Source organism: Sphingopyxis sp. YF1 (assembly GCF_022701295.1).
Taxonomy (GTDB): domain Bacteria; phylum Pseudomonadota; class Alphaproteobacteria; order Sphingomonadales; family Sphingomonadaceae; genus Sphingopyxis.
In genome coordinates this window covers 674,037-698,640 of record NZ_CP033204.1, presented here as the reverse complement: position 1 = coordinate 698,640, position 24,604 = coordinate 674,037, and the positions used below count along the sequence as shown (strand labels likewise).

Here is a 24,604-nt window from a genome sequence, read left to right as displayed (position 1 = left end):
TCAGGCGGGAAGCAAGGCCTTCAGCGGCGTCTCGGCATCGGCGAGCTGTTCGGGCGTCGCCTGCAACCCCGCGGTGACGAGCATACGCCCCTGGACATAATCCTTGGTCGCGTTGACGCAATCGAGCGCGATCACCTTTCCGGCGCGCAGATAGACGATCGAGAAGCTGCGCGCGGCGGGGTCGCCGCGCAGCACGGTCTGGTCGTGGCCCGACGACAGGCCCGCGGTCTGGAGCTTCAGATCATATTGGTTCGACCAGAACCACGGGATCGCGTGATAGCGCGCCTCGTCGCCGCAGATGCCCTTGGCGACGACATTCGCCTGGTCGTTGGCGTTCTGCACCGACTCGAGCCGGATGACCGCCCCTTCGGCGAAGTCGTTCGCGTGCGCGGCGCAGTCGCCGATCGCATAGACATCGGGCAGGTTCGTCTTGCAATGGTGATCGACCAGCACGCCATTACCCCCCGCCGCGCCGGCGGCGATCAGCGGCTCGACCGCCGGGACGATGCCGATGCCGACGATCACCAGATCGGCGGGGATCACCTCGCCGCTCGCCAGCCGTACGCCCGTGGCGCGCGTCTCGCCCTCGATCGCCTCGACCTGCACGCCGAGCCGCAGGTCGACGCCGTGGTCGCGATGTTCCTTTTCGTAAAAGCGCGACAGGTCCTCGCCCGCGACGCGCGCGAGCACGCGATCGAGCGCCTCGAGCAGCACGACCGGCTTGCCTGCCTTGCGCAGCACCGCCGCCGCCTCGAGCCCGATATAGCCGCCGCCGATCACGACGACCTGCCCTGCATTCTCCGACGCCGCCTTCATCGCGTCGGCGTCGGCGCGCGTACGCACCCCCTGCACCCCGGGCAGGTCGCCGCCGGGGATCGGCAGCATGCGCGGGCTTCCCCCGGTCGCCCAGACCAGCTTGCCGTAACCGATCGTCTCGCCGGCATCGGTGGTCACCGTATGCGCCACCGGATCGACCGAAACGACGCGCTTGCCCAGCAGCATCGTCACCGCGCGCTCGTCCCAATATTTGGCGGGACGGATCTGGATGCGTTCGAATTCCTTTTCGCCGGCGAAATATTCCTTCGACAGCGGCGGGCGTTCATAGGGAAGCTCGGGCTCGTCGCCGATGATCGCGATGCTGCCCTCGAACTTCTGCGTGCGCAGCGACACCGCGACCTGCGCCCCGCCATGCCCGGCCCCAACGATCACCACGTCGAACTGCATTGCCACCTCTCACGCCGTTTTCTTGTGCCAGCGTCCCTTGCACGCGGCACGGGACGAGGCAAGCCGCGCGGCTGCCGTAACGGAATAGAATTTCTTGCGATCGCGATGGCGCCGGGCAGGCGGGGGCTAGGCTGTATCGACATTCAGGGATTCCCAAGAGCGTTGGTGTCTGATTCATGAGTTTCCGCAGATTGCGGAGGTATCATGGGTATCAAGCGGTACGAGTTGAGCGAGGCGCAGTGGGTTCGGATCGCGCCGATGCTGCCCGGCAAGGCATCTGATCCTGGCCGCACAGCATTGGATAACCGCCTGTTTGTGAACGGTGTTTTGTGGGTTTTGCGGTCGGGTGCGCGCTGGTCGGACCTGCCGGAGCGCTATGGCAAGTACAAGACTGTTCACAAGCGCTTCACCCGCTGGGCCGCTGCCGGGGTGTGGGAAGGCATCTTCACCTCGCTCGCCCGCGATCGGGACAATGAGTATCTGATGATCGACAGCTCGATCGTGCGCGCCCATGCCCAAGCGGCGACGGGTCAAAAAGGGGGCTCGGCGACCAGGCTCTGGGGCGCTCCCGAGGAGGACTGACCTCCAAATGGCATATCGCGGTCGATACCTTCGGACGACCGGTGCGCTTCATCCTGACCGGCGGCCATGTCAGCGATGCCAAGCTCGCGATCCCGTTGCTGACCGGTCTCGACGCTCGCCATGTCCTCGCCGACAAGGCTTATGACAGCCACGCCATCCTCGACCATGTCGAAACCAGCCGCGCTCGGCCCGTCATCCCCCAGCGCGTCTGCATGCCACGCCGACGCGATTTCGACCCTGCCATCTACAGGCTTCGCAACCGGATCGAGCGCACCATCGGCAAGCTCAAACAGCTACGCCGCGTCGCCACGCGATACGACCGCCTCCCACACAACTACCTCGCAACTCTATACCTCGCCGCCATCGCCTTCTGGTGCTGAATGTCGATTCAACCTAGGCACCAGCAGGCATCGGCGCAGCCGCCTGCCGTCCCATATGCTCGAACCACGGCGCCATGCGGCGGCAGGCTTCTTCGATCTCCTCGGTCGAAACCGCAAAGCTCAGCCGCATGAAGCGATGCCCGTCGACCGGATCGAAATCGACCCCCGGTGCCGTCGCGACCGCGGTATCGATCAGCAGCTGGCGGCAAAAGGCGATGCTGTCGTCGGTCAGGTGCCCGATGTCGGCGTAGATGTAGAAGGCGCCGTCGGGCGGCGCGATGCGCCGCAGCCCCATCGCGGGCAGGCGTTCGAGCAGGATTTCGCGGTTCCGGCGATAGGTTGCGACATGCCCCTCCAGCTCATCACATTCGTCGAAGGCGACGAGGCCGGCATGCTGGGCGAGGCTGGGCGGCGTCAGGAACAGATTGCCCATCCGCGCACGCGCCGCGTCGATCATGTCGGCGGGCACGACCAGCCAGCCCAGACGCCAGCCCGCCATGCTGTAATATTTGGAAAAGCTGTTGATGACGAAGGCGTCGGCCGTCTCTTCCAGCATCGACCGCACCGGCGCGACATAGGACAGGCGGTGATAGATTTCGTCCGACAGGATACGGATGTTCCGCCGCCGGCAGACCTCGGCGATCGCGGCCAGTTCGGCGTCGTCGATCACCGTCCCGGTCGGGTTGGCGGGGCTGGCGACGATCAGTCCGTCGGGCGCGGGCTCGATCGCGGCGACCGCGTCGGCGGTCAGCTGAAAGCGTTCCGCCTCGCCGCAGCCGATCTCCACCGGCACCATGTGCAGCGCCTTCAGCGTGTTGCGATAGGCGACATAGCCCGGCCGGGCGAGCGCCACGCGCGCGCCGGGCGCAAAGGCGCAGGTCAGCGCCAGCACGAAGGCCGGCGACGCCCCGCATGTCAGGATGACCTGTTCGGCATCGATCGCAACACCGTGCGCGTCCTGATAATAGCGCGCGATCCGCTGCTTGAGCGCCGGGCTTTCCCAATAACCCATCGCGTCCTGGTCGAGCACCGCATGCGCGCGCGCCACCGCGGCGGCGGGCGCCCCGGTCGAGGGCTGTCCGAACTCCATGTGGATGACCGGCTCGCCCGACGCCGCCATCTGGTGGGCAAGGCGGCTGATCGAAATGGCATAGAAGGGGTCGACGGTGGCAGTCATGATCGGTGTTCGCAAATCTCGTGAAAGCTGGGGCGGGTGCGGCGCGACCGGTTACCGCGCGGCGCCCCGGCCTCTACCCCTCATCGCCCTTGCGCGGCAAGCACCCGCAGCACATTGCCGCTCCACATCTTGGCAAGGTCGGCGTCCGAATAGCCCGCCGCCTTGAGCCGTTCGGTCACCTTGGGCAGCGCCGAAATATCCTCGATCCCCGGCAACCCGCCGCCACCGTCCCAATCGGCCCCGAAACAGATGTGGTCGGGTCCAGCGACCTCGATCGCGCGCAGCACCATCTTCATATATTTCTCGAAATCGGCCGCCCACAAGGGCTCGCTCTTGTCGAGTTCGCGCCATTGGCGATTGAGATCCGCCTGCTCGGCGGGCGACAGCTTTCCGATCCGTTCGTAGCGCCCGAACAGTTCGGCGCGCGCGGGGCTCATGTTCATCTCCGACAGGAAGATCGTCGAAATGCACATCGCGCCGCCCTGCTGTGCCAGCGCGCGCAGCCGCCCCTCATCGAGGTTGCGCGGATGATCGTTCGCTGATCGCAGGCTCGAATGCGACAGGATGATCGGATATTTCGAAAAGGTGAGCAGTTGGTCGAATGCCGCGTCCGACGCGTGACTCGCGTCGATGACGATGCCGAGCCGGTTCATCTCGGCGACCCATTGCCGGCCAAGCGGGCTCAGGCCCTTCCAGCGCGCCTCGCCGGTTGCGCTGTCGGCGAACTGGTTGGTCTTCGAATGCACCGGGCCCGCCATGCGCACACCCTTCTTGTGGAATTCGGCGAGCAGCGAGAGGTCCTCGCCGAGCGGATAGCTGTTCTCCATCGACTTGAAGGCGATCAGCTTGCCCTGCGTGTCAAGCCGCACCGCGTCGGCCGCGGTCGTCGCGGGACCGATCAGGTCGGGATATTTCGAGATCGTCGCGTCGATCAGGTCCGACCGCCCGCGCGCGAAGGCCAGCGCGTCGGCATAGCCTTTGGGGGTCAGCGGCCCCTGTTCGGTATAGATGACGAAGAAACCGCCATCGAGCGCGCCCGCCTTCATGCGCGGAATATCGACCTGGACGATGTCGGTTTCGCGCGTATGCGGCGCGGCAAAGCTCCAGCCCGCACGCTCGAAATGCATCGAGGTGTCGAGATGCGTGTCGAGCGTCAGCAGGCGACTGTGCAGCGGTCGCTTGTCTTGGGGCGCCTTCTGCTCCTCCTTGGCGCCGGTGCACGATGTCAGCGCGGCGGCACAGAGCAGGACGGTCCATCGCTTCACTTCTTGTCCTCCACGGGTTTCAGGTCGAGGTCGTGATAGTCCCAGCTGAAATCGGCGATCTGGCTCACGGCCTTCATCGTCACGCCCGCAACCTTGCCGTCGGCATCGAGCGCAAAGGTAACATAGGCGGGTTCGATCGCCGGGTCGTCGAAATCGGTGACGAAGCTGTCATATTGCCAATGTTTGAGCCGCCCCGCCATCCGCGGGGTGGAGGTGAAGTCGATCGTCAGCCCCCCGGCGCCCGCCGCGACGACGACATCGCCGTACCAGGGATCGCGATAACGCCCGGCGTAGCGCGCCGGATCGAGCGACGGACCGACCTTCGCCGGCGCCGCCTGCGACCGCGCCAGATATTGCCGCCCGCCCTCGAGCCGCGCCGCATACCAGTCCTGCCATTTCTTCGGCCAGCCATAGTCGGGCTGATCGAGATAATGGTCGATCAGCGCGAAGGTCAGCCCGAGCAGCAAGCCGCTCTCCTCGCTGTTCGTCATGATCGCAAAGCCAACCTGCCTGTCGGGGATCAGGACGACGCGGGTGATCGACCCGAACACACCGCCGCTGTGCTGGATGATCCGGTGACCGCGATAATCCTGCACCTGCCAGCCCAGTGCATAGGCCTGCTGCATCGGCTGCGCGGGCTTCAGCTCCGGAGGCAGCTCGGCGATCGGCATCGGGGTCACCGGCTTCCACATCTCGGCGGCCTGCGCCGCGCTGAACAGGCGCTTGCCATCCGGGAGCGCGCCGTGCGCGAGCTGGATCTTGAGCCACGCCGCCATGTCTTCTGCGCTGAGCGCCAGCCCGCCCGCGGGGGCCCCGTTGCGGCCGAGTTCGTCGCGTTCGTCGAGCGCCTGCTGCTCGCCGAGCCCGCGCAGCGGCCCCGACAGCCGCGCATGCGGCCATGACCGGTTGGGATTGCGAAACCGGTCCTCGCTGTCGCTCGTCGCGTGTTTCATCCCGCCGGGACGCAACACGCGGTCGCGCATGAAGACCTCCCACGTCTGTCCGCTGACCTCCTCGATCAGCTGCCCGGCAACGGTGTAGAGGATATTGTCATAGGCGTAGGCCGAACGAAAACTCGTCTGCGGCTTGAGGTGGGCGACGCGTTCGACCGTCTGCTTGCGCGTCAGGTGGGTGCGCGGAACGAACATCAGGTCGCCCTGCCCCAGCCCCAGCCCGCTGCGATGGACGAGCAGGTCGCGGATCGTGATCTCGCGCGTGACCCACGGATCGTACATGCGGAACCACGGCATATGCTGGATGACCGGGTCGTCCCAGCCGATCTTTCCCTCGTCGACAAGGATCGCCAGCGCCGCGGCGGTCATCGCCTTGCCCGTCGATCCGGTCTGGAACAGCGTCGCCGCGTCGACCGGCGCGCGTTCGCCCAGCTTGCGTACCCCCCAGCCGCGCGCCAGCGTGGTCTGGCCCTTCTCCACGATCGCGATCGACACGCCGGGCGCGCCGATATCCTTGCGGAGCGTCTCGACCGTGTCGGCGAGGTTCTTCGGCGGCTCGGCCCGGGCGGGCATGGCAACCGCGAGCAGCGCAACGACGGCAAGCGAACGGATCGGTTTCATCACGGGGTCTCCGATAGGGCGGGAACAGGACTGCGGAACAGGCGCCAGACACCAATTGTCAGCAACGGCAGGACGAAGGTCGCGAGGAACAGCCAGGCGAGGAAACGATATCCGCTCGCGATCAGGTCGACGAGGCCGATGCGCGCGGCGACGAACATGCAGCCGACCAGCACGGCGCTTCCGATCAGGGCGCGCGCGCGGGTGCCGAGCGGCGGTCGGCCGCGGGCCTCGACGACGCCCGAGACGCGCTCGTTGATCGCATGGATCGCGCCGACCCCGCTTTCGAGCAGCGCGGCGAAGATCATCAGCTGGAACAGGACATGGAAACCCGGCACCGCCATCTGGCGGAGCAGGAAGTCCGACGGCAGCGTCTCGGCGCCGATCGCGGGGTAAAAGGCCATCATCGCGACGAAGAAGAGGATCGCCGGCAGCATCGTCAGCGGCCCTGCGATCACTCCCGCGATCACCGCGTCGCGCTGGCTGGTCAAATGGCGCAGCATCGGCAGGATCACCACCGCGCCGACGATATTGTAGCTGGCATAGGTCAGCCCGCCCGCCATCCAGTTCCCCGACGGCGGCGGCGCGGCGGCGAACCCCGCGCCGATCAGCCCGCCGAAACTGGCGAGCGCGAAGACCAGGAACAGCGCATAGACGGCATAGATCAGCATCGAGGCATATTTGAACAATGTCTCGACAATCCCCGCACCGAAGGCGGTGAAGGCGACGATGCTGACCGCGAGCAGCGCCGATCCCGCGAGGTCGGGCCAGTCGAAGGTCGCGGCGCCGATCGCGCCCGCCGCAGCGCCGAACACGGCGAGGATCAGGACCACGAAGATCAGATAGGCGATTTCGAACGCGATCCAGCCGGGCCCCAGCAGCCCTTCGAAGAAGCGGCGATAATCATAGGCGCGCATCGCCCGCGCGAGCGCGAAAGTGAGCGCGGCGACCACGCTCCAGATCGCGGTCGCGAGCAGCATCGCCGCGAGCCCGCCCCACGGCCCCGACGGCACGAAATATTCGGCCAGCTCGCGCCCCGTCGCATACCCCCCGCCGATGATCACCGCCTTGAGCGCGAAGCCCGGCAGCCAGAAGCGCTGGAACCGGCTCGCGCCCGTCGCCGCGCCGCTCATGCGAGACAGGCGTCCACGAGCGCGGCAAAGGCCGCGCCGCCGCGGATCGGATCGGCGACCGGCAGGCCGAGCCGCCGGCTTTCGGCGCCGATCAGCGCCTCGGCCGCCCCCGCGCCGAGGCTCGACGTGTTGAGGCTGACCCCGCCGCAGCGGATCGCGGGGTTGGTCCGGCTGCCGAGGCGGATGGTCAGGTCGATCACCTCCTCGACGCTCGGCAGGGCAAAGCTCTCCATGCCGAGGATCACCGTGCGCGACGGGTCGTGGCACACCACGAAGACGTCGGGCTGGCTGCCGTGGAGCAGCCCGAGCGACACGGCGGCATAGGCGGGGTTGAAGATCGATCCCTGCCCCTCGATCACGTCCCAATGATCGGCGGCCGCATCGGGGCTGAGAAGTTCCGCGGCCCCGGCCTCGAAGTCGGAGACCACCGCATCCATCGGTATGCCCGCGCCCGCGATCATGATCCCCGTCTGGCCCGTGGCGCGGAAATCGACGGCGACCCCGCGCTCGGCGAAGGCGCGATGGAGCGCCAGCGCGGTATATTTCTTGCCCAGCGCGCAGTCGGTACCGACCGTCAGCAGCCGCTTGCCGCTGCGCTTGCGCCCGTTCGCCACCGGGATGTCCGGCGGCGGACTGCGCACGTCGATCAGGCGCTGGCCGGTGCGCCGGGCCGCTGCGGCGAGCGCCGGGATGCTGCCCAGCCGGACATGCAGCCCGCTGACGATGTCGAGCCCGGCCTCCATCGCCTCGACCAGCGCCGCGACCCAGTTCGCACCGATCACCCCGCCCTGGTTGGCGACGCCGATCACCAGCGCCCGCGCACCCGCCGCGCGCGCCGCCGCGGGAGCGAGCCGCGGCAGGCCGGTGGTGACCGTGCAGCCCTCGGCGCCATATTCGCCGACGCAGCGGTCCGCCGCCCAGTCGGCGAGCCCGAAGGCGGTCTTGGCATAGCTCGGCTCGGTGGTGTCGCCCAGGAACAGCAGATAGGGCTGCGGCAGGGTCAGCCGGTCGGACAAGCGTCCGGTGGGCGCGTTCATCGTTTCCAACTCCCGAACAATCAGAAGGCCATGTCGAGCGCAACGCCGATCGTGCGGGGTTGCAGCGGAATGTTCGACTGATAGGCCCGCTGACCGAAGGCGTTAAGCGTGTAGGACCGCTGCGTCGACGCCCGCTCGTTGGTCAGGTTGCGGGCGTACAGGCGGACGGTCCAGTGATCGTCGAAGGTAACAGCGGCGCTGGCATCAACGGCCGTATAGCTGTCGGACCAGAGGTTGTTCGGGCTGCTCGAGGGCAAGGACGCCAGCTTCGACGCATGGCGGACGCCCAGACCGATCTTTCCGCTCGCATTGCCGCCCACCGCGAAGCTGTAGTCGGCCTGCAACGACCCGGTAAATTTGGGAACGCTGGGCAGACGCGCGCCATCGGCCCCGGCGATTTCGGGGGCATCGGCGGTCAGTTTTGCATCGGTGTAGGCGGCGCTGGCGACCAGCGACAGCCCGGGTGCGGGACGCCAGGTCGCAGTGCCTTCGACCCCCTTGCTGACCGCGGACGGGCCGTTGGCCTGCCCCGTCACGCCGCCGAAGGGCTGGATGACCTGGATGTCGGTCCAGTCCATGTAGAAACCCGCCACTTCGACCGCGAGGGTCCGGCCCAGATTGCCCTTGAAGCCGATTTCGTAATTGACCAGCGTGTCCGCCTTGACCTGCGGCGGAACCCCCGGAAACACCACATTCGGCCCCCCGGGACGATAGCCGTTGGCGACGCGGGCATAGAACATCGCATCCTTGCTGATGTGGAACTGCGGACTGACGCTGTAGATGAACACATCTTCTTCCGAAGCCCCGGTGAAGTTGGCGTCGCCGATGAATGGCCCGCTGCTCAGCTGCCGGAACGTCTGCTTGTTCTTCGCGTAGCGAAGCCCTCCGGACAAGGCGAACATCTCGCCGAAATAAGCGGTCGCATTGGCGAACACCGCCATCTCCTTGAACGTCGAGGGCAAGGACACGACCGCGCCCGGATCGAGCGCATTGGGCGCGCCTGAGAAATCGAACGTGCGCACCAGCTGGTGATTCTCGCTGTCCTCCTCGGTGTAAAAGGCGCCGAGCAGCCACTCGAAGCGATCGCTGTCGGGCGAGGCAAGGCGGATTTCCTGCGTAAATTTCTGCAGGTCGAGCGCGACGCTGAACGGCGCCAGACCCGCGGGCACCGCGCCGTCGGTCAGCGCGGGAAAGGCGATCCCGAAGATCAGCGTCGAATCCTGCACGCTGACCGTGCTGGTTTCGCTGTAGGTCGAGACCGACGTCAGCGTTGCAAAGCCGAGGTCATAGTCGAGCACCGCCGAATAATAATCGATGCTCTTGCGAAAGGGCTCGGGCAGGAAGGCGTTGTACGACCAGCCATCGCCCAGCGGCACGCCCGCCGCCGTCGACACGACGGTGTTGGTCGCGTTGGCATCGATCGTCTGCCAGATGCCGCCGAGGCGGACCGTGAAATCCTCGGTCGCGTTCCACAACAGGCTCACCCGCCCGCCACGCTGCTCGACGTCGTTCGCGTCGGTCAGTGCGGGGTTGTTGACCGAGCTGACATAGCCCGGCGTCTTGCGCCACGAAAAGCTGCCCGTGATTCCGAGCCTGTCCTGAACGATGGGCGCGTTGACCATCACCTGCGCGGCCCAGCCGGGATTGCCCGCCTCGTCGACCGTGAACAGTTCGCCGCCGGCCTTGACGCTGAAATCGGTCGTGCTCGGCGCGACGGTCCGGTATTTGAGCAAACCCCCTATCGAGCTTGCGCCATAGAGCGTTCCCTGCGGTCCGCGCAGGATTTCGAGCCCCGCGATATCATAGGGCATCAGGTCGAGCGAATAGGTCGCGCTGCGGGCATAGAGGCTGCTAGACCCGACCGGCGCATCGTCCAGATAGATGCCGACGGCCTGCGCCGACCCCACCGGCGCGATACCGCGCAGCGAAATGACCGATGTGCCCGGCTGCGAGCTGATCACCGTCATTCCGGGGACATATCCCGAATAATCGACCAGCGAGCCCGCGCCCTGTTCGCGCAGCGCGTCGCCGTTGACCACGGTGATCGAGATCGGAACGTCCTGAAGCGCTTCGACGCGCTTCTGCGCCGTAACGACGATCTCGCTCGGCGCCTCGACGGCGCCCGCTTCCTGCGCCTGCACCGGCATCGACACACCCAGCGCTGCAACGCTCGCTGCAATATAAAACCCCTGTTTCATCGTCCTACCCCCAGACTTGCGCCAGCAGGCGGCGGAAATTGCCCCCCAGCACGGCGGTGATATTGTCGTTGGAATAACCCCGGCGGATCAGCTCCTCGGTCAGGTCGAAGACCTTCAGCGGATGGTCGAAACCGTCGATGTCGATCTTGTCGCGGAAAGCGTAGCTGTCCTTGTAGGCACCCTTGAGCAGCGCATATTCCTGCGGCGGCATGTCGTCATAGCCGTGGAGGTCCGCGTCCGACCCAATCCCGACATGATCGACCCCGACGAGCTTGGCGACATGGTCGATATGGTCGGCCATGTGCCCGACGTTGGTCGGGTCGGTCGTGCGCACGAACATGCGCACCCCGGTGACGCCCATCACCCCGCCCTTTGCGGCAAGCGCCTTGATCGCTTCGTCGGTCTTGACCCGAGGATGGTCGACCAGTGCGCGCGCGTTGCTGTGCGTGATCGCGATCGGCCCTTTTGCGACCGCGATCGCGTCGAGCGTCGTCCGGTCGCCGCTGTGCGACACGTCGATCAGCATGCGCTGCTTTTCCATTTCGGCGATGATCGCGGCGCCATAGTCGCTGACGCCGCCGTCGACACGCTCGGTGCTGCCCGACCCGAGCATGTTCTGCGTGTTATAGGTCAGCTGCGCACAGCGCAGGCCGAGGCGGCGAAACAGCGCGACATCCTCGACCGTCTCGAAATGCTCGGCATTCTGGATGCCCATGATGACCGCGCATTTCCGGTCCGCCTTGGCGCGGTCGAGGTCGGCAACCCCGTCGACGAGCGTGAAGACATGGCTGTTGCGCCCGGCGAAGCCCTGCCATCCCGCGAGATAGGCGAGCGCCTGCTGCTTCACCCCGGGACCGCCCAGACCATAGGCGTTGTGAAAGCCCGTGATGCCGCTCCTGCGGAACTCCTCGGCTTCGGCATCGGTCAGCCGGTGCGCGACGTAATTTTCGTCGAGCGTGATCTTCAGCGGCGCGAGCATGTCGATGACGAGCGACGAAGCGACCAGATCGACCGCGCGGCGCGAATAGCTGCGCGCAGGCGCAGCGACGAAGGCAAAGGCGCCGCGATTGATCATCGGCGCAGACACAGCAGCTCCCATCGCGCCGGCAACCAGTGCGCGGCGCGTCATCGGGAAGGAACGACTCATTCCACCCTCCATCTCTCTGGATGTTACGACTTCGAGACTATTGTCCTAATCAGAAAATTGTCAACCCAAATAGGATCGTCAACACGAACCCCAGATCGTGTCGGGGCAATGAATATGGCCGTCGCGATAGGCGACCCCCGGCACGCGGTCGCGCGCGAGGAAGGTCGGTCCGTCGAGGTCGACGATGTCGCAGAGCTGTCCCAGCACAAAGGACGGGGCCATCGACAGGCTCGTTCCCATCATGTTGCCGACCATCACGTCGAGCCCCAGCGTCTTCGCCTGCCGCGCGATCGCGAGCCCCTCGGTCAGTCCGCCGCACTTGTCGAGCTTGATGTTCACCACGTCGAACCGACCGACGAGCGTCGCGGTGTCGGCGAGCGACAGCGCGCTTTCGTCGGCGACGAAGGGCAGGCAGCGCTTCATTCCGTCGAGGTCGGCCTCGCGGCCGCGCCTCAGCGGCTGTTCGAGCTGCGCCACGCGGTTCGCGGTCAGCACCGGCACCAGTTCGCGCAGCGTCGCGGCGTCATAGCCCTGATTGGCATCGACCCCGATCCACGCATCGGGGCGCGCGGCGCGGATCGCCTCGACGCGCGCGACATCCTCGGCCAGGTCGCCGGTCAGCTTGACCTTGACCGGCGCGGCGGGATCGATCGCCCGCGCCGCGTCCGCCATCGCATGCGGCGCATCGGCGCCGAGCGTCAGCGTCGAGCGAAGCGCGCGCGGCGCGTCGAGCCCGGCAAGCTGCCACACCGGTCGCCCCGCCTGTTTTGCCTCGAGTTCCCAAAAGGCGCAGTCGAGCGCGTTGCGCGCACCGTCGGGCGGCAGCAGATGCTGCAACTCCTCGCGCGTCGCGCCGCTCTCGATCGCCCCGCGCACGCGTTGCGCTTCAGCCAACATATGGTCGATGTCGTCGCCGAGATAATAGACCCCCGCCCCCTCGCCGCGCCCGCTGTGCACGCCGTCCGAAATCTCCGCGACGAGCAGCGCGGTCTCGGTAAACACATGCCCCGAAATGCGGAACGGCCGGTGATAGGGAAAGCGCTCGACCCGAAGGTCGAGCGCCAGTTTCCGCCTGTCCATCGTCGCCATCAATAGACGAGGCCGAAGCCGTAGAGGTTGAAGGCGATCGTCACCCACACGAGCACCAGCGCCGCGAGCAGGAGCAGAACCGCACCGAGCGTCATCGTCCAGCGGCGCTTGTCGCGAACCGTCTGGACAAGGTGCCAGGCCGAAGCCGCGAGCAGCCCGAAGGTCGCGATCGGGGTGAGCAGGCGCAGCGACTGGATCAGCCAGTCGAGCGGGCCGCCGACCGCGCCGATGTCCGCCGAAAAGGCGGCGATCAGCCCCAGCCAGCCAGCCACCGCGACCAGCACCAGCCAGGCGAACAGGCGCGACAGGCGATAGGCGCGTCGCGCCTTGCCGGTGAGCGCGAATTCGGCGCCGAAGCTGCGCCGGACCAGCGCGCGCACCGGCCAGGCCAGCGCGGCGAGCGCCGCGACGAACAGCGCCGCCATCAGCGCGGGCAGCAGCCACGCGGCGTTGGTGCCCGCGGGCGCGGGTTCGAACACCATGAAGGGCGAACCCGCATCGACGCTCATCCGGACGACGCGGCCGTCCTTGACCTCGGCGGCGAGCCGCTCGCCGGTGCCGGTGTCGCGCCACACAAAGGGTTCGACCTCGACCCAGTCGCGCGCGCCGGCGCCCAGGCCGTCGAGCGCGGGGAACTGCAGCTTGCCATCGGCATCGACCAGGATCTGCGCCTGCCCGAGCAACCCGGTCAGGCTCATGAAGTTGGTGAAGGCGCCGCGGCTGCTGACATAATGGCCGACCATCATCTGCGCATGTTCGCGCGCGGTCTTGTCGTCGACGCGGCCGGGCTTGTCGGTGCCGGGCAAATAGCGGTCGGCGAATTTGTGGAAGAGCGCGCTGCGCACCGCCCCCGTCGCGCCATCCTTCCCCGCGCTGTTCATCGAGATGTACAGGCCGATATCCGAATCGGGGAACAGCCACAGATAGGAATGGAACCACACCGTGTCGCCGCCATGGCCGATCGCGCGGTGGCCGTTCACCTGCTGCTCGTAAAAGCCGAGCGCCATCGTGTTGAGCGGACCGACGCCGGGCGCGCGGAAATCATGCATCGCCTTCGCGGTTTCGGGCTTCATCAGTCCGGCGCCGTCGTTGAGGTGCGCGATCATGAACTTGCCCATGTCCTCGCCCGCCGCCGACAGGCTGCCCGCGGGCGCCGGGAGGACGATCTCGAACGGCTTCGCCTTTCCGGCGGCGGTCGCATAACCACTCGCCATCAGCGGCTTCAGCGCGGCGGGAAGCGGCTGGCGGAACGTCGCATGCTTCATCCCGAGCGGGGCGAAGACATGGCGGTCGACATAATCGTCGAACGACTGTCCGCTGACGCGCTCGACGATATAGCCGGCGAGCGCCGTGGCATAGTTGGAATAGGCCGGGGTCGTTCCGGGTGCGAACACCCGCTCCGGCAGCGCCTCCCTGGCATAGGTCTTCAGCGGCATCGCCGCCTTCGGATCGCTGCTCATCAGGTGGCGGATCGATTCCTCGAACCCCGGCGTGTGCGTCAGGATCTGGCGCATCGTGATCGGCTTGCCCTGATAGGGCGGAATATTGAAATCGAGATAGGCGTTGACGTCCTTGTCGAGGTCGATCTTCCCCGCCTCGACCATCTGCATCACCGCGGTCCAGGTGACGAGCTTCGACACCGAGCCGGGACGGAACAGCGTCGTTTCCGGATCGACCGGGCGCCGTTTCGCGACGTCGGCGAAACCATAGCCCTTCTGCAGCACGGGCCCGTCGCCGCGCACGACGACCACGACCGCACCCGCGATCTGCCCGCGTTCGAGCGCATAGGGCATGAACCCGTCGAGCCACGCCTCGACATCGGCGGCGTCGAGCGGCACGCGCGCCGTGGCGGGCGCCGCGGGCGCGGTCGCGCGCGTTTCGACGGGTTTCGCCGCCGGGGGCTGCACCGGCCCCTGTGCGGCGAGCGGCAGCGCGGCCATGGCCGCCAGTCCGATCATCAGCTTGCGAACGAAACGCATAGCATCCTCCCCTTTTTTCGGTGGTCGTCACGGCACCTTGCGGCGAGCCGCGCGACCCCTTACCAAGGATCAACATCTTATGACCCAATAGGGACATAATGATCCTGATTAGAAAATTGTCAAATGGGATATGACCGAACCGATGACGACCCCGACCAAACCGCCGACGCTGGGGGAAGTGATGCGCGGAATCCGCGCCCGAAACCGCTGGACGCTCAAGGAGATGAGCGCGAAGTCGGGCATCCCCGTCTCGACGCTGTCCAAGGTCGAGCATGACCGGCTGACGCTGAGCTACGACAAGCTCCAGCAACTCAGCCAGCGGCTGAACATCCGCATGTCGGACCTGTTCGCCGAAGAAGGCGAGCCGAGCGCGCCGCGCGTGACCGGCCGGCGCAGCATCGGCACGATCGACAATGCGGTGCGGGTGACGACCGACAATTACGACTATCACTATCTGTGCACCGACCTCCGGCAAAAGCGGATGATCCCGATCATCACGCGCATCCGCGCGCACAGCGCGACCGAATTCGGCGAACTCGTCCGGCATCAGGGCGAGGAATTCATCTATGTGATCGAAGGCCGCATGGCGGTGCACACCGAATATTACGACCCCGTCGTGCTCGAAGCGGGCCAGGGCATCTACCTCGATTCGTCGATGGGCCACGCCTATGTCGTCGCCGACGGCTGCGAAGAGGCGCTGGTGCTCGGCGTCTGTTCCAGCGCCGACGACGGGCTGATGGATTCGCTGATGAGCCTGCACGGCGAAGGCGAAGGCGGGCTCTGACCGCGGCGGGCGCGCCGCCCGGCCCGGCAAGAAAATCTTGCCGGGTCCGAACGAAGCTTTGCGCGACAAATCCCAACTCCTTTGGTAGATAAATACCCAGTCGTTCCGGACCGGCCGCTCTCCCCTCCTGCTGGCCGGCCCGGGGCGCCTCGCGGCTTTTGATGGATGTCAGCTTGCTCCGCGTCACCAACGGCTAAAGCGCGCGAATCCCGAGCGACAACGCAGGCTTCGTGATCCGGACAGGAGACGACCATGGCCCGACCCGCTCGACGCCGGCGCGCTGCGCCGCGCCCGATTCCCCCGCTGCCCCACCCGACCTGGCGGCTCGACAGCCCCGCGCCGGCGCCCGGACGCCCGCTGCGCGCCGGCGAATTCTGGGAACGGCTCGGGCTTTAGCGCCGACCGCGCCGTCCATCCCCGCAGCCCCGAGCCTGCGGACGGGCGCCTCCATCAGGCCGGGCTGGCCTCGACCGCGATGGCGCGGTACGGCGTCCCCGCGCGCCGGTGCGCGCCACTGCCCCCGCGACAAGAGGAACACCCGCATGACCCGCCCGACCGCCGGCTTCGCGCTCAACCAGACGATGCTGCGCGTGCGCGATCCGCAGGAATCGCTGCGCTTCTACCGCGACATTCTGGGCATGACCCTGCTCCAGCAGCTCGATTTCGAGGCAATGCAATTCTCGCTCTATTTCCTCGCCTATCTGGCCGAAGGCGAGACGGTGCCCGCCGATCCCGCGGAGCGCGCGCGCTTCATCTTCGACCGCGAGACCACGCTCGAGCTGACGCATAACTGGGGGACCGAAACGCAGGCCGCGTCGCCCTATCACAACGGCAACAGCGACCCGCGCGGCTTCGGCCATATCGGGATCAGCGTGCCCGACGTCGAGGCCGCCTGCGCCCGCTTCGAGGAGATGGGCGCCCATTTCGTCAAGCGCCCCGACGACGGCAAGATGAAAGGCATCGCCTTCCTCGCCGACCCCGACGGCTACTGGATCGAAATCCTGTCGTCGGCGCGCATGGGGGATTTCCTCGCCGGCGTCTGATTTCGGGGCGACACCCCTGCCTTTCAGCGCACCCGCCACTTCGCCGGCATCTCCGCGGCCGGGCACCAGCGCCGCGGCGCCTCGGTGTCCTGGATCGTCAGCTGGATGCGCGTTGGCGACAAGATTTTCATTTCCATCTCCCAGTCGGGCAGGAAAAAGGCCTTGCCCGCGCGCTCGACCTTGCCCAGCGCGCCGACGAAATTCTCGTCCTCGCTGCCCGGCGCGCCGCCGCCCCGGATCAGACCCAGTCGCCGGCCGTCATAGAAGATCGCCTCGAATCCCGGCTCGGCGCACGGCTCGCTCTCGGACACATAATAGCCCGCGAGGATGCCCAGCGGCGCGACGGGCTTCTGCCCTGCCCCCTGCGCGCTCGAGGCCGCACCCGCCGCGGCGGCGCATTGCTGGCGAAGCGAACGCAGCGCGGCGGTCGATCCGCCAAGGTTCATATAGCTGAGCGCCTGCCATTCGTCGCCGCCGCTCGCGCTCGCGATCAGGTCGAGCCCGCTGTCGGCGCCGACCAGCAGCGTCTCGACACCGGGATCGAGCGCGCCGCTCAGGTCCGCCTTGCCCGGCTCCTGCACCAGCGTCTGCGTCGCGTCATAGTCGCCGTTGGCGCTGCCCGTGAAGTTGATCAGCAACGGTTGCCCGGCCACCGGCAGCGCCAGCCCCGGCTTCGGGACGACGGTCATATAGACCCCGCCGCCCGGCTGGCAGCGCAGCCCGAGCGCCGCGAATTCGGGATGCCCGGTGGTCGCCGCCACCGCGCCGGCCCCGCTGCCGGCGAACTGCCAGCGCGCCTCGTGCATCGGCGGCGGCGCTTCGCTCCCCGCCGCGGCCTGCCGCTGCTGATCGGCTGCATAATCGGCGTCGGTCCAGCGATGGCGCTTGACCACGTCCCATTTGCGTCCGTTCCACGCGAGCGTCTCGACGCAGCCCTCGGCGCCCGCGCCGCCGCACGCGGTGCCGTGCACCGGCGTCTCGAGCCCCCTGCGCCCGCGTCCGAGGTCGACCGCGCTCCACCCGCGCACATTGTCCTGGAAAATCTCGCGCAGCCCGCGCGGCCCCGACCCGAGGATCGCGATCACGCAGCCCGCGGTGCCGCACCACGCCGAATAGCCCGCGTTCGAACAGCGCGTCGCGGCATATTCGAGCACCCAGTCGGGCTTGCCGTCGCTGGTCAGTTCGACCTCGGTGGCAAAGGCGGGGCGGTCAGCGATGAACTTGCCCCCGCTGCTCCGGCATTCGGCCTTGAGTTCATCATAGGCCGCCTGCACCTCGCGCGGCCAGGCCTTCGCCGGGTTTCCGGCAGGCGCGGTCGGTGCCGCGGCGGCTTGCGCCGACCAGGCGGCAAGCGACAGGAAAGCGAACAGGCTACGCATGGCAATATCTCCTGAACGGCGGACAGCCCCGCCATGATCGGCCGCGACCGGACCGGGTGGGTCGTGCCCCGGATCCGGCCGCGGCCGCGATGCGCGGCCATCCACCCGGCGCATCGAAGCCCGTCATCGCGCGGCTCTGCTCCCCCGCGACGCGATCAGCCCTTGGCGAGCGGATTGCGGATGAAACCGAGCCCCGCGGCGATCAGCCCGGCGCCCGCCAGCAGCAACAGCCAGACGCCGAAACCCAGCGCGAGCTGGTTCGACACCATGCCGCGCGCCACTTCGGGCGCCATCGAAACGATCGCCGACTTGAGCATGACCACGAGCAGCGCCGCGACGATCGCCGCGCCCCCGGTCACGAGCATCGGTATCCGCTCGGGCTTGCCCGACCAGGCGACCCATCCCAGCCACAGCGCCGCCACCGGTGCGGCGAAGCGCAGGAACAGCAGGCTGCTCATCGTGTCGAACCCCGATTTGCCTTCCCCCATCATGCGCGCCGCCTGCGCGGCCATGTTGAGATCGTCCATCGCGCCGCCCAGCCCGATCAGCGTCGCGCCGGTCATCGGTCGCGGCAAGGCCAGCGCCTCGAAGAAACAGGCGGCGAGCACCACCAGCGCCAGCGGCGCGGCGAGCGATCGCGTGAACATGTCGCCGACCCGCGCCCCGCCCGGCGATGCCGACAGCCCCGACAGGTCGACATTGATGTTGCCCAGCGCCGCCAGTGCCGCACCGCTGACCGGATAAATTTCCTTCGCCGCGCCGTCGCTGCTTTCGAAATCGACCGCCATCCCGGCGACCGGCGGCTTGTCGCCGCGCCAGTCGGTCCGCGTGAAGCGATGGCGGGACCCATCCTCGGCCGAGATCGCACCGCCGCCTTCGGCTTCGTTGAAACCCAGAATCTTGCCCTTCATCACCCGCACTCCCTTGCGTCACGGCCCGGCCCGCACGCGCTTTCGGGCACGCCGTCGCCGGGATACGGCGCCTTCTATCGACGCGGTTCACCCCAAGTCTTGATGCGATTCTCAAGAAATTCTAAAGCGATGGCGGGAGGAGGTCGTATCGATGGCAAGCACCCATTCGTCGCGCAGGCGCAGGCGCCTGTGGCATTTCGCGAATGCCGCGTTTGACGAGGCCAGCTGGGCGCTCCGCGTCGACGGCCGGATCGTCGCGCTGGAGGGCAAACCGCTCGAGGTGCTGCACGAACTGCTGCTCCGCGCCGGCGAGGTCGTCACCAAGGACGAGATACTCGATGCCGTCTGGCCGGGGGTGATCGTCGTCGAGGGATCGCTCGCCACCGCGATCTCGAAACTGCGCAAGGCGCTGGGCGGCGCGTCGGACGCGATCATCGCGACGGTACCGCGCGTCGGCTATCGCTTCGTCGCGCCGGTCGTCGTCGAAAGCATCGACACTCCGCTCGCCCCGCGCTTTGCCTTCGCGCCGGGCGACGGCGTTCCCGGACGCAAGCTGTGGTTGCTCGACCGGCCGCTCGGCGGCACCGGCAGCGAAGATGTCTGGCGCGCACGTCAGGCAAAGACCGGCGAGGTGCGCGTCTTCAAATTCGCCGATGCCCCCGACCGGCTGCGCAGCCTGAAGCGCGAGGCGGCGCTGTCGCGCCTGCTCACCGCCGGCATGGGCAGGGCCGCCCCGATCCCCGCGCTCCACGAATGGAATTTCGACGCCGCGCCCTTCTTCCTCGAATATGCCTGGGGCGGCGAGGACCTGCTGGCATGGGCCGAAGCGGCAGGCGGGCTGCCCGCGATCGCCCCCGACCTGCGCCTGTCGATTGCCGCGATGATCGCGCGCGCGCTCGCGTCGGTCCACGGCATGGGTATCCTGCACAAGGACCTGAAACCCGCCAACATCCTGATCGACGCGGGTGAAGACGGACCGACCGTCCGGCTCGTCGATTTCGGCAGCGGACGGTTGATGGATGACGCGGTGCTCGCGAGCTACCACATCACCGACCCCGGCTCGCTCGATACCGATCTCGGCAAGGACGAACCGCGTTCGGGCACCCTCGCCTATCGCGCGCCCGAGCTTGAGGGCGAGGCCATGCCGACCGCAAAGAGCGACATCTATGCGCTCGGCCTCATCCTCTACCAGCTCGTCGCCGGCGATTTTTCCGCAACGCTCGCGCCGGGGTGGGAGGCACGTGTCGCCGACCCGCTGCTGCGCGACGATATCGCGCGCGCCGCCGCGGGTACGCCCGGCGAACGGCTCGCCAGCGCCGAGGAACTCGCCGATCGCCTCGACCGCCTGCCCGAGCGCCGCGCCGCCGCCGCGCGCGAAGCCGAACGGTCGGCGCGTCTCGCCGAGCAACAGCAACGCGAGGAGCGGCGGGCCGCGCGGCGCCCGTGGGTGCGCGCCGCCTTTGCCAGCCTGACCGTCGGCCTGCTGACGACCTCGGCGCTCGCCCTCTACGCCTGGCAACAGCGCGACAAGGCGGTCGCGGCGCGCGAGCTCGCCGAAACCAGCTATGCCTTCATCGCCGAGGATGTGCTCGGCAGCCCCGATCCGGCGAAGTCGAGCGCCGACGAAACGGTGATCGACGCGATCAAGCGCGCCAGCCGCCAGATCGACCAGCGCTTCGCAGGCGCGCCGCATGTCGCGGCGCGCCTGCATCTTGCGGTCGCCCGCGCCTTCCACCAGCGGTCGGACTTCGACACCGCGCGCGCCGAATATGCACGCGCCGATGCCCTGTTCGACAAGGCCGGCGAGGCGGCGGGCGACGACGCGGCGGTCGGGCGGCTGGGGCGCATCCATATGGAAGCGACCTCGGGGCAACCCGAACGCCTCGAAGCCGCCGGCAAGCTGCTGGCCGAGGAACGCCAGCGGCTGGGCGCGCGCGGCGAGGCCGGCCGGGTCGGCTTCGCGCTGGCCTCGGCCGAAGGCGCCTATGGCTATATGGCCGACATCGAAGCCGCCGAGCGGGCGTTTCGCCGCGCCGCGGCGATCGGCGCAGCCGCCGGCAGCGGCATCCCGCCGGGACAATTGCTCAAGGCGCGGTCGTCGCTGGCGCTGACGCTGATGCGCCTCGGCCGCGCCGCCGAGGCCGAACCGGTCGCGCGCGCGATCGTCGCCGATTCGACGCGTATCCGCGGCGGCGACCATCCCGACACGCTCGTCACGCGGCAGCATTGGCTGAACAGCCTGTCGATGACCGGGCGCCACGACGAAGCCCTCGCCGCAAGCGCCCCGCTCCTCGCCGCGATGCAAAAGCGTTTCGGTCCCGACCACCGCTTCACGCTGGGCCTCCATTCGACGCGCTTCGAAAGCTACGCCGCACTCGGGCGCTATGACGCGGCCGCCCGCGAAGCCGAACGCGTCTGGAAGGGCGCCGCCGCGCAGGCCGGACCCGCATCGCATCAGGCGCTTGTCGGCCAGGTCGACTATGCGTCGGCGCTCTGCCAGACGGCGCGCAAGGGTGAAGCGCTGGGGATCGCGAGCGACGCGTTGGCGACGGTCCGTTCAGCCTTCGGCGCCGATTATCCGCTGACCCATGTGATCCGCTATTTCACCGCCGAATGCATGATCGCCAACCGGCGCTTCGCCGATGCTGGCGCGCTGCTTCGCGGGCTCGACCGCAACGCTGTCGCGCAGCTGATCGGCAATCCCGACGTCGGCGCCGCGGTCGATCTGGCCGAGGCCGAAATCGCCTTCGGCCAGGGCGATCGTGCGGGCGCGAAACGGCTCGTCACAAAGGCCGCGGCCACGCTTGCCAAGGGCCAGGACCAGGCCGCGCAGCGCCGCGTCGCCCATCTGACCGCCGCGCTCGGCGGCTAGCGCCTTTCACCGATCGGCCGGCGCCCCGTAGCGGCGCCGGCCGTCGCGATCACAGGCCCGCGCCGCCCAGCTTGTAGGTGAGCTGGAGGTAGACGCTGCGCCCGATGCTGTCGAACCAGCTGGTGTTGTAATAGGGATAGCTCGACCAGGTCGGATCCTTCACCGGCATCTTGTCGAACAGGTTCTTCACCGTCAGCGACCCGCGCAGATGATCGGTGAAGTCGTACTGCATCGTCGCGTTGAACAGATAGCTCGCCTTGATGAAGGCGTCCTCGTCATAATTGGGCAGCTTGCCGAGCCGCGTGCCCGACAGCGTCAGGCGCAAACCGTCAAGCGCCCAGCTGATGCTGCCGTTCGATTTGTCGCGCGGCAGGTAATAGCCGCTGTCGGCCGCCAGCTTGTTCTCGACCGGGTCGCCCGGATACTGGACAAAGCTGTGCTTGAACACATGGCTGTGCGCCAGCGACAGCGTGAAATCGCCGAAGCTGGTCGGCAGCGTGCCGCGGAAGGCGACGTCGATCCCGCTCGTCTTTTCGCGCGCGACGTTGATCGGGTTGATCCGGATCGACGAAATGCGTTCGTTCAGCGAACCACCGCTGAAGCGCTGGATCCGGGCGATGGCATCGACGCAGGTCGGCGAATTCTGATCGACGGCGACACCATTCTCGGTCACGCCAAGCCGGCAATCGGCTTCGTCGCGCACAAGCTTGCGCGTGTCGAGATCGTTGACTTGATTGTCCAGCGTCACCCGGAAATAATCGACCGAGACATGCAGCCGCGACGACGGTGAAAAAACGAGCCCCGCCGTCAGCGTCCGCCCCGTTTCCGGCTTCAGGTCGCGGTTGCCGTTGCGGTTGAGGACAACACCCTCATCGCCGCGTTCGCAATCCTCGATCTCGACGCCCGGCTCGTCGCGGCGGCACAGATAATAGTCGGCGACCCCGCCCTCGACATTGCCCGGTCCGGTGAAGAGATAGTGAAGATCGGGTGCGCGGAAGGCTGTGCCATAGGCAGCACGGAACAGCAGGCTGTTTGTCGGCCGGATTTCGAGTCCGCCATTATATGTGAACTTGTCGACGTTGCGGCTGTCGAAACCAAAGGTGTCGTAGCGCCCCGCGCCGGTCAGCGTCACGAATTCGAGCACCGGCACGCGCACCTCGCCGCCGATCGCGGCGTGGCTGCGCTTTCCTTTGCCGTCGCTGTCCTTCCAGCTGTAATAATAGTCGGTGAGCGCGAGCGGATCGGGACGGAGGTTATAGCCCTGCTTGCCATATTCGGCGACCGCTGCGAATCCGACGGGTCCCGCGGGGAGCTGGAACAGTTCGCCGTTGGTGAGCGTCGCCTGCGCATTGCTCGTCCAGCTGAACGGCCGATAGACGGTATCGACCGAGATGCTGTCATATTCGGCGCGCGTCAACGCGCGATAGAGGCGCGTGGCGGGGTCGGCGTTAAAGATCGGATACCCGCTGTCGGGATCGATGCCCAGTTGCGGACCGAGGAAGAAATCCTTGGCCTTGCTGTTGATGATCTGCGGCCAGCGCACCACCGACTGGTAGCGGCTGTAGTTGAACGACAATTCATAGTCCCAGCTCTTGCCGAAACTCCCGCGGATACCCGGCGTGATGCTGTACGTCGTCTGCTTGCTGCGCTGCATCTCGAACCCGCCGGTTTCCTCCGGCGTGAACTGGCGCCCCCAATCCTCGATCTGGTCGGTGAACTGGTTGAAGAAATAATTTTCGGCGCTGCTCGACGACTGCTCGAAGGCCCAGCTCGTGACGTCGTACATCAGCCGGACCTTGCTGATCCCCAACTGAGCATCGACGAACAGCTTGGCATTGTCCGACAGCTCGTAGGATGCGGATGCGAAGCTGTTGAAGCCCTTGCGGCCCGAAATGATCGTGCCGTAGCCGATCGATTCCTTGCTGCCGCAGAAATCGCCGTAACGCGGCCGGTTATATTGCTGGATCGTGCCCATGTTCAGGCCCGACAGCCGTTCGCACGTCCCGGCCTCCGGGGTGATATAATCGTCCCAGTAATCGGCACGATAGAAGGTGCGCCGCGCCACCCGACTCGATGCCGTCGGACCATCCTCGGTGCTGTCCTGGATGCTGCGCTGGAACGCCCACAGCGGGCGCTGGTCGAGATATTCGATCCCGCCGACGATGTTGAAGCGCCCCGACGACCAGCCGCCGGTCGCGGTGAAGCGGTGCGACAGCCCGCCGCCATGCTCGGTGCGGCCGTGGCGATAGTCGAGCGTGACGCCGTCGAGCTTTTCCTTCATCTTGAAGTTGACGACCCCGGCGATCGCGTCCGAACCATAGATCGCCGATCCCGCGCCGCTCAGAATCTCGACCTTGTCGATCAGGCTGACCGGAATGTTCGAAATGTCGGTGAAGTTGCTGCGGCCGATATAGGGCAGCGGAAAATCGGCGATGCGGCGCCCGTTGACCAGCACCAGCGTATGGTTGGGGCCAAGCCCGCGCAGGTCGACCTGCTGCGCGCCGGGGGTGAAGTCGGCGCTGCTGCCCGATTGCGGGCTCTGCGTCTCGCCGCTGTTCTGCGTCATCGCGGCAAGCAGGTCGGGGACGCTGGTGTAGCCGTTGGCGCGGATCGCGTCCGAATCGATCGTCGTGACCGGCGACGGCCCCTGGTCGCGGATCGTCGGGATGCGCGATCCGGTGACGATGATCTCCTCCGCGTCAGCCGCGCTGCCCGCTTCCTGCGCAAAGGCGGGCGCGACCAGCGCGGGTGCGCAGACGCCGATCGCCAAAAGCACACGAACCGACCGCTTGTCGAATTTCGTCATCATACAACCCCTTATCCTGCCCGAATC

Annotated in this window: 18 protein-coding genes; 5 read left to right on the top strand and 13 right to left on the bottom strand. The window is 67.2% G+C overall.

Translation table 11 applies throughout. The features are described 5' to 3' along the window. Positions 1-1,224, bottom strand: a complete 1,224-nt coding sequence (locus tag EAO27_RS03460) for an FAD-dependent oxidoreductase (protein ID WP_242780418.1) — start codon at positions 1,222-1,224, stop codon at positions 1-3. 210 nt (positions 1,225-1,434) lie between these two features. Between EAO27_RS03460 and EAO27_RS03455 the strand changes: the two genes are divergently transcribed. Further along, positions 1,435-2,186, top strand: a protein-coding gene (locus EAO27_RS03455) for an IS5 family transposase (protein WP_242780416.1) whose coding sequence is annotated in 2 segments (ribosomal slippage) — positions 1,435-1,774 and positions 1,774-2,186 — 753 coding nt in all. Because the reading frame shifts where the segments join, the coding sequence is not laid out codon by codon here. 13 nt (positions 2,187-2,199) lie between these two features. On the opposite strand, the gene EAO27_RS03450 is transcribed toward EAO27_RS03455, so the two are convergent. From EAO27_RS03450 to EAO27_RS03410, 9 genes are all read right to left on the bottom strand, one after another. Further along, entirely contained in the window at positions 2,200-3,363 is a 1,164-nt protein-coding gene (locus tag EAO27_RS03450) for an aminotransferase class I/II-fold pyridoxal phosphate-dependent enzyme (protein ID WP_242777135.1), read from the bottom strand. Positions 3,364-3,443: 80 nt separating this feature from the next. After that, positions 3,444-4,628 carry a dipeptidase gene (locus EAO27_RS03445; protein ID WP_242777133.1) on the bottom strand — a complete coding sequence of 395 codons (1,185 nt, stop codon included), beginning with the start codon at positions 4,626-4,628 and terminating at the stop codon, positions 3,444-3,446. Next, the gene (locus EAO27_RS03440; RefSeq protein WP_242777131.1) at positions 4,625-6,202 is read right to left on the bottom strand and encodes a serine hydrolase; all 1,578 of its coding nucleotides are present in this window, start codon (positions 6,200-6,202) and stop codon (positions 4,625-4,627) included. Before EAO27_RS03440 ends, EAO27_RS03445 begins: the two co-directional genes overlap by 4 nt. Further along, positions 6,202-7,332: a hypothetical protein gene (locus tag EAO27_RS03435; protein ID WP_242777129.1), complete on the bottom strand. Its 1,131-nt coding sequence runs from the start codon at positions 7,330-7,332 to the stop codon at positions 6,202-6,204. Before EAO27_RS03435 ends, EAO27_RS03440 begins: the two co-directional genes overlap by 1 nt. Then, a complete protein-coding gene (locus EAO27_RS03430; protein WP_242777127.1) occupies positions 7,329-8,369 on the bottom strand; it encodes a DUF1611 domain-containing protein in 1,041 nt (346 codons plus the stop codon). Before EAO27_RS03430 ends, EAO27_RS03435 begins: the two co-directional genes overlap by 4 nt. A gap of 20 nt (positions 8,370-8,389) precedes the next feature. Then, positions 8,390-10,567 carry a TonB-dependent receptor gene (locus tag EAO27_RS03425; protein ID WP_242777125.1) on the bottom strand — a complete coding sequence of 726 codons (2,178 nt, stop codon included), beginning with the start codon at positions 10,565-10,567 and terminating at the stop codon, positions 8,390-8,392. A gap of 4 nt (positions 10,568-10,571) precedes the next feature. Continuing rightward, positions 10,572-11,714 (bottom strand): membrane dipeptidase, encoded by a 1,143-nt coding sequence (locus EAO27_RS03420; RefSeq protein WP_242777123.1) that lies wholly within the window; start codon positions 11,712-11,714, stop codon positions 10,572-10,574. A gap of 78 nt (positions 11,715-11,792) precedes the next feature. Beyond that, positions 11,793-12,794 (bottom strand): dipeptide epimerase, encoded by a 1,002-nt coding sequence (locus tag EAO27_RS03415; RefSeq protein ID WP_242777121.1) that lies wholly within the window; start codon positions 12,792-12,794, stop codon positions 11,793-11,795. 8 nt (positions 12,795-12,802) lie between these two features. Continuing rightward, positions 12,803-14,782, bottom strand: a complete 1,980-nt coding sequence (locus tag EAO27_RS03410; RefSeq protein WP_242777119.1) for a serine hydrolase domain-containing protein — start codon at positions 14,780-14,782, stop codon at positions 12,803-12,805. Between the two features lie 130 nt (positions 14,783-14,912). Here EAO27_RS03410 and EAO27_RS03405 point away from each other — a divergent pair, with 130 nt between their 5' ends. The 3 genes from EAO27_RS03405 to gloA all read left to right on the top strand — a co-directional run bounded on the left by EAO27_RS03405 (position 14,913) and on the right by gloA (position 16,609). Further along, positions 14,913-15,566, top strand: a complete 654-nt coding sequence (locus EAO27_RS03405; protein WP_242777117.1) for an XRE family transcriptional regulator — start codon at positions 14,913-14,915, stop codon at positions 15,564-15,566. Between the two features lie 252 nt (positions 15,567-15,818). Next, positions 15,819-15,962, top strand: coding sequence for a hypothetical protein (locus EAO27_RS03400; protein WP_242777115.1), 144 nt, complete (start codon positions 15,819-15,821; stop codon positions 15,960-15,962). 146 nt (positions 15,963-16,108) lie between these two features. Continuing rightward, positions 16,109-16,609: a lactoylglutathione lyase gene (gene gloA, locus EAO27_RS03395; protein ID WP_242777113.1), complete on the top strand. Its 501-nt coding sequence runs from the start codon at positions 16,109-16,111 to the stop codon at positions 16,607-16,609. A gap of 23 nt (positions 16,610-16,632) precedes the next feature. Here gloA and EAO27_RS03390 read toward each other — a convergent pair whose 3' ends face one another. Beyond that, a complete protein-coding gene (locus EAO27_RS03390; protein ID WP_242777111.1) occupies positions 16,633-17,988 on the bottom strand; it encodes a hypothetical protein in 1,356 nt (451 codons plus the stop codon). Between the two features lie 155 nt (positions 17,989-18,143). Continuing rightward, positions 18,144-18,899, bottom strand: coding sequence for a hypothetical protein (locus tag EAO27_RS03385; RefSeq protein ID WP_242777109.1), 756 nt, complete (start codon positions 18,897-18,899; stop codon positions 18,144-18,146). Between the two features lie 151 nt (positions 18,900-19,050). Here EAO27_RS03385 and EAO27_RS03380 point away from each other — a divergent pair, with 151 nt between their 5' ends. Beyond that, the gene (locus EAO27_RS03380; protein ID WP_242777107.1) at positions 19,051-21,771 is read left to right on the top strand and encodes a winged helix-turn-helix domain-containing protein; all 2,721 of its coding nucleotides are present in this window, start codon (positions 19,051-19,053) and stop codon (positions 21,769-21,771) included. 49 nt (positions 21,772-21,820) lie between these two features. Here the strand turns inward: EAO27_RS03380 and EAO27_RS03375 are convergent, their stop codons facing one another. Next, entirely contained in the window at positions 21,821-24,580 is a 2,760-nt protein-coding gene (locus EAO27_RS03375) for a TonB-dependent receptor (protein WP_242777105.1), read from the bottom strand. Positions 24,581-24,604: the final 24 nt, after the last annotated feature.

Bases quoted from the DNA above. Each gene is read 5' to 3' on its own strand.
- EAO27_RS03460 (WP_242780418.1), bottom strand. From the start codon at position 1,224: ATGCAGTTCGACGTGGTGATCGTTGGGGCCGGGCATGGCGGGGCGCAG.
- EAO27_RS03450 (WP_242777135.1), bottom strand. From the start codon at position 3,363: ATGACTGCCACCGTCGACCCCTTCTATGCCATTTCGATCAGCCGCCTT.
- EAO27_RS03440 (WP_242777131.1), bottom strand. From the start codon at position 6,202: ATGAAACCGATCCGTTCGCTTGCCGTCGTTGCGCTGCTCGCGGTTGCC.
- EAO27_RS03435 (WP_242777129.1), bottom strand. From the start codon at position 7,332: ATGAGCGGCGCGGCGACGGGCGCGAGCCGGTTCCAGCGCTTCTGGCTG.
- EAO27_RS03430 (WP_242777127.1), bottom strand. From the start codon at position 8,369: ATGAACGCGCCCACCGGACGCTTGTCCGACCGGCTGACCCTGCCGCAG.
- EAO27_RS03425 (WP_242777125.1), bottom strand. From the start codon at position 10,567: ATGAAACAGGGGTTTTATATTGCAGCGAGCGTTGCAGCGCTGGGTGTG.
- EAO27_RS03420 (WP_242777123.1), bottom strand. From the start codon at position 11,714: ATGAGTCGTTCCTTCCCGATGACGCGCCGCGCACTGGTTGCCGGCGCG.
- EAO27_RS03415 (WP_242777121.1), bottom strand. From the start codon at position 12,794: ATGGACAGGCGGAAACTGGCGCTCGACCTTCGGGTCGAGCGCTTTCCC.
- EAO27_RS03410 (WP_242777119.1), bottom strand. From the start codon at position 14,782: ATGCGTTTCGTTCGCAAGCTGATGATCGGACTGGCGGCCATGGCCGCG.
- EAO27_RS03405 (WP_242777117.1), top strand. From the start codon at position 14,913: ATGACCGAACCGATGACGACCCCGACCAAACCGCCGACGCTGGGGGAA.
- EAO27_RS03400 (WP_242777115.1), top strand. From the start codon at position 15,819: ATGGCCCGACCCGCTCGACGCCGGCGCGCTGCGCCGCGCCCGATTCCC.
- gloA (WP_242777113.1), top strand. From the start codon at position 16,109: ATGACCCGCCCGACCGCCGGCTTCGCGCTCAACCAGACGATGCTGCGC.
- EAO27_RS03390 (WP_242777111.1), bottom strand. From the start codon at position 17,988: ATGCGTAGCCTGTTCGCTTTCCTGTCGCTTGCCGCCTGGTCGGCGCAA.
- EAO27_RS03385 (WP_242777109.1), bottom strand. From the start codon at position 18,899: ATGAAGGGCAAGATTCTGGGTTTCAACGAAGCCGAAGGCGGCGGTGCG.
- EAO27_RS03380 (WP_242777107.1), top strand. From the start codon at position 19,051: ATGGCAAGCACCCATTCGTCGCGCAGGCGCAGGCGCCTGTGGCATTTC.
- EAO27_RS03375 (WP_242777105.1), bottom strand. From the start codon at position 24,580: ATGATGACGAAATTCGACAAGCGGTCGGTTCGTGTGCTTTTGGCGATC.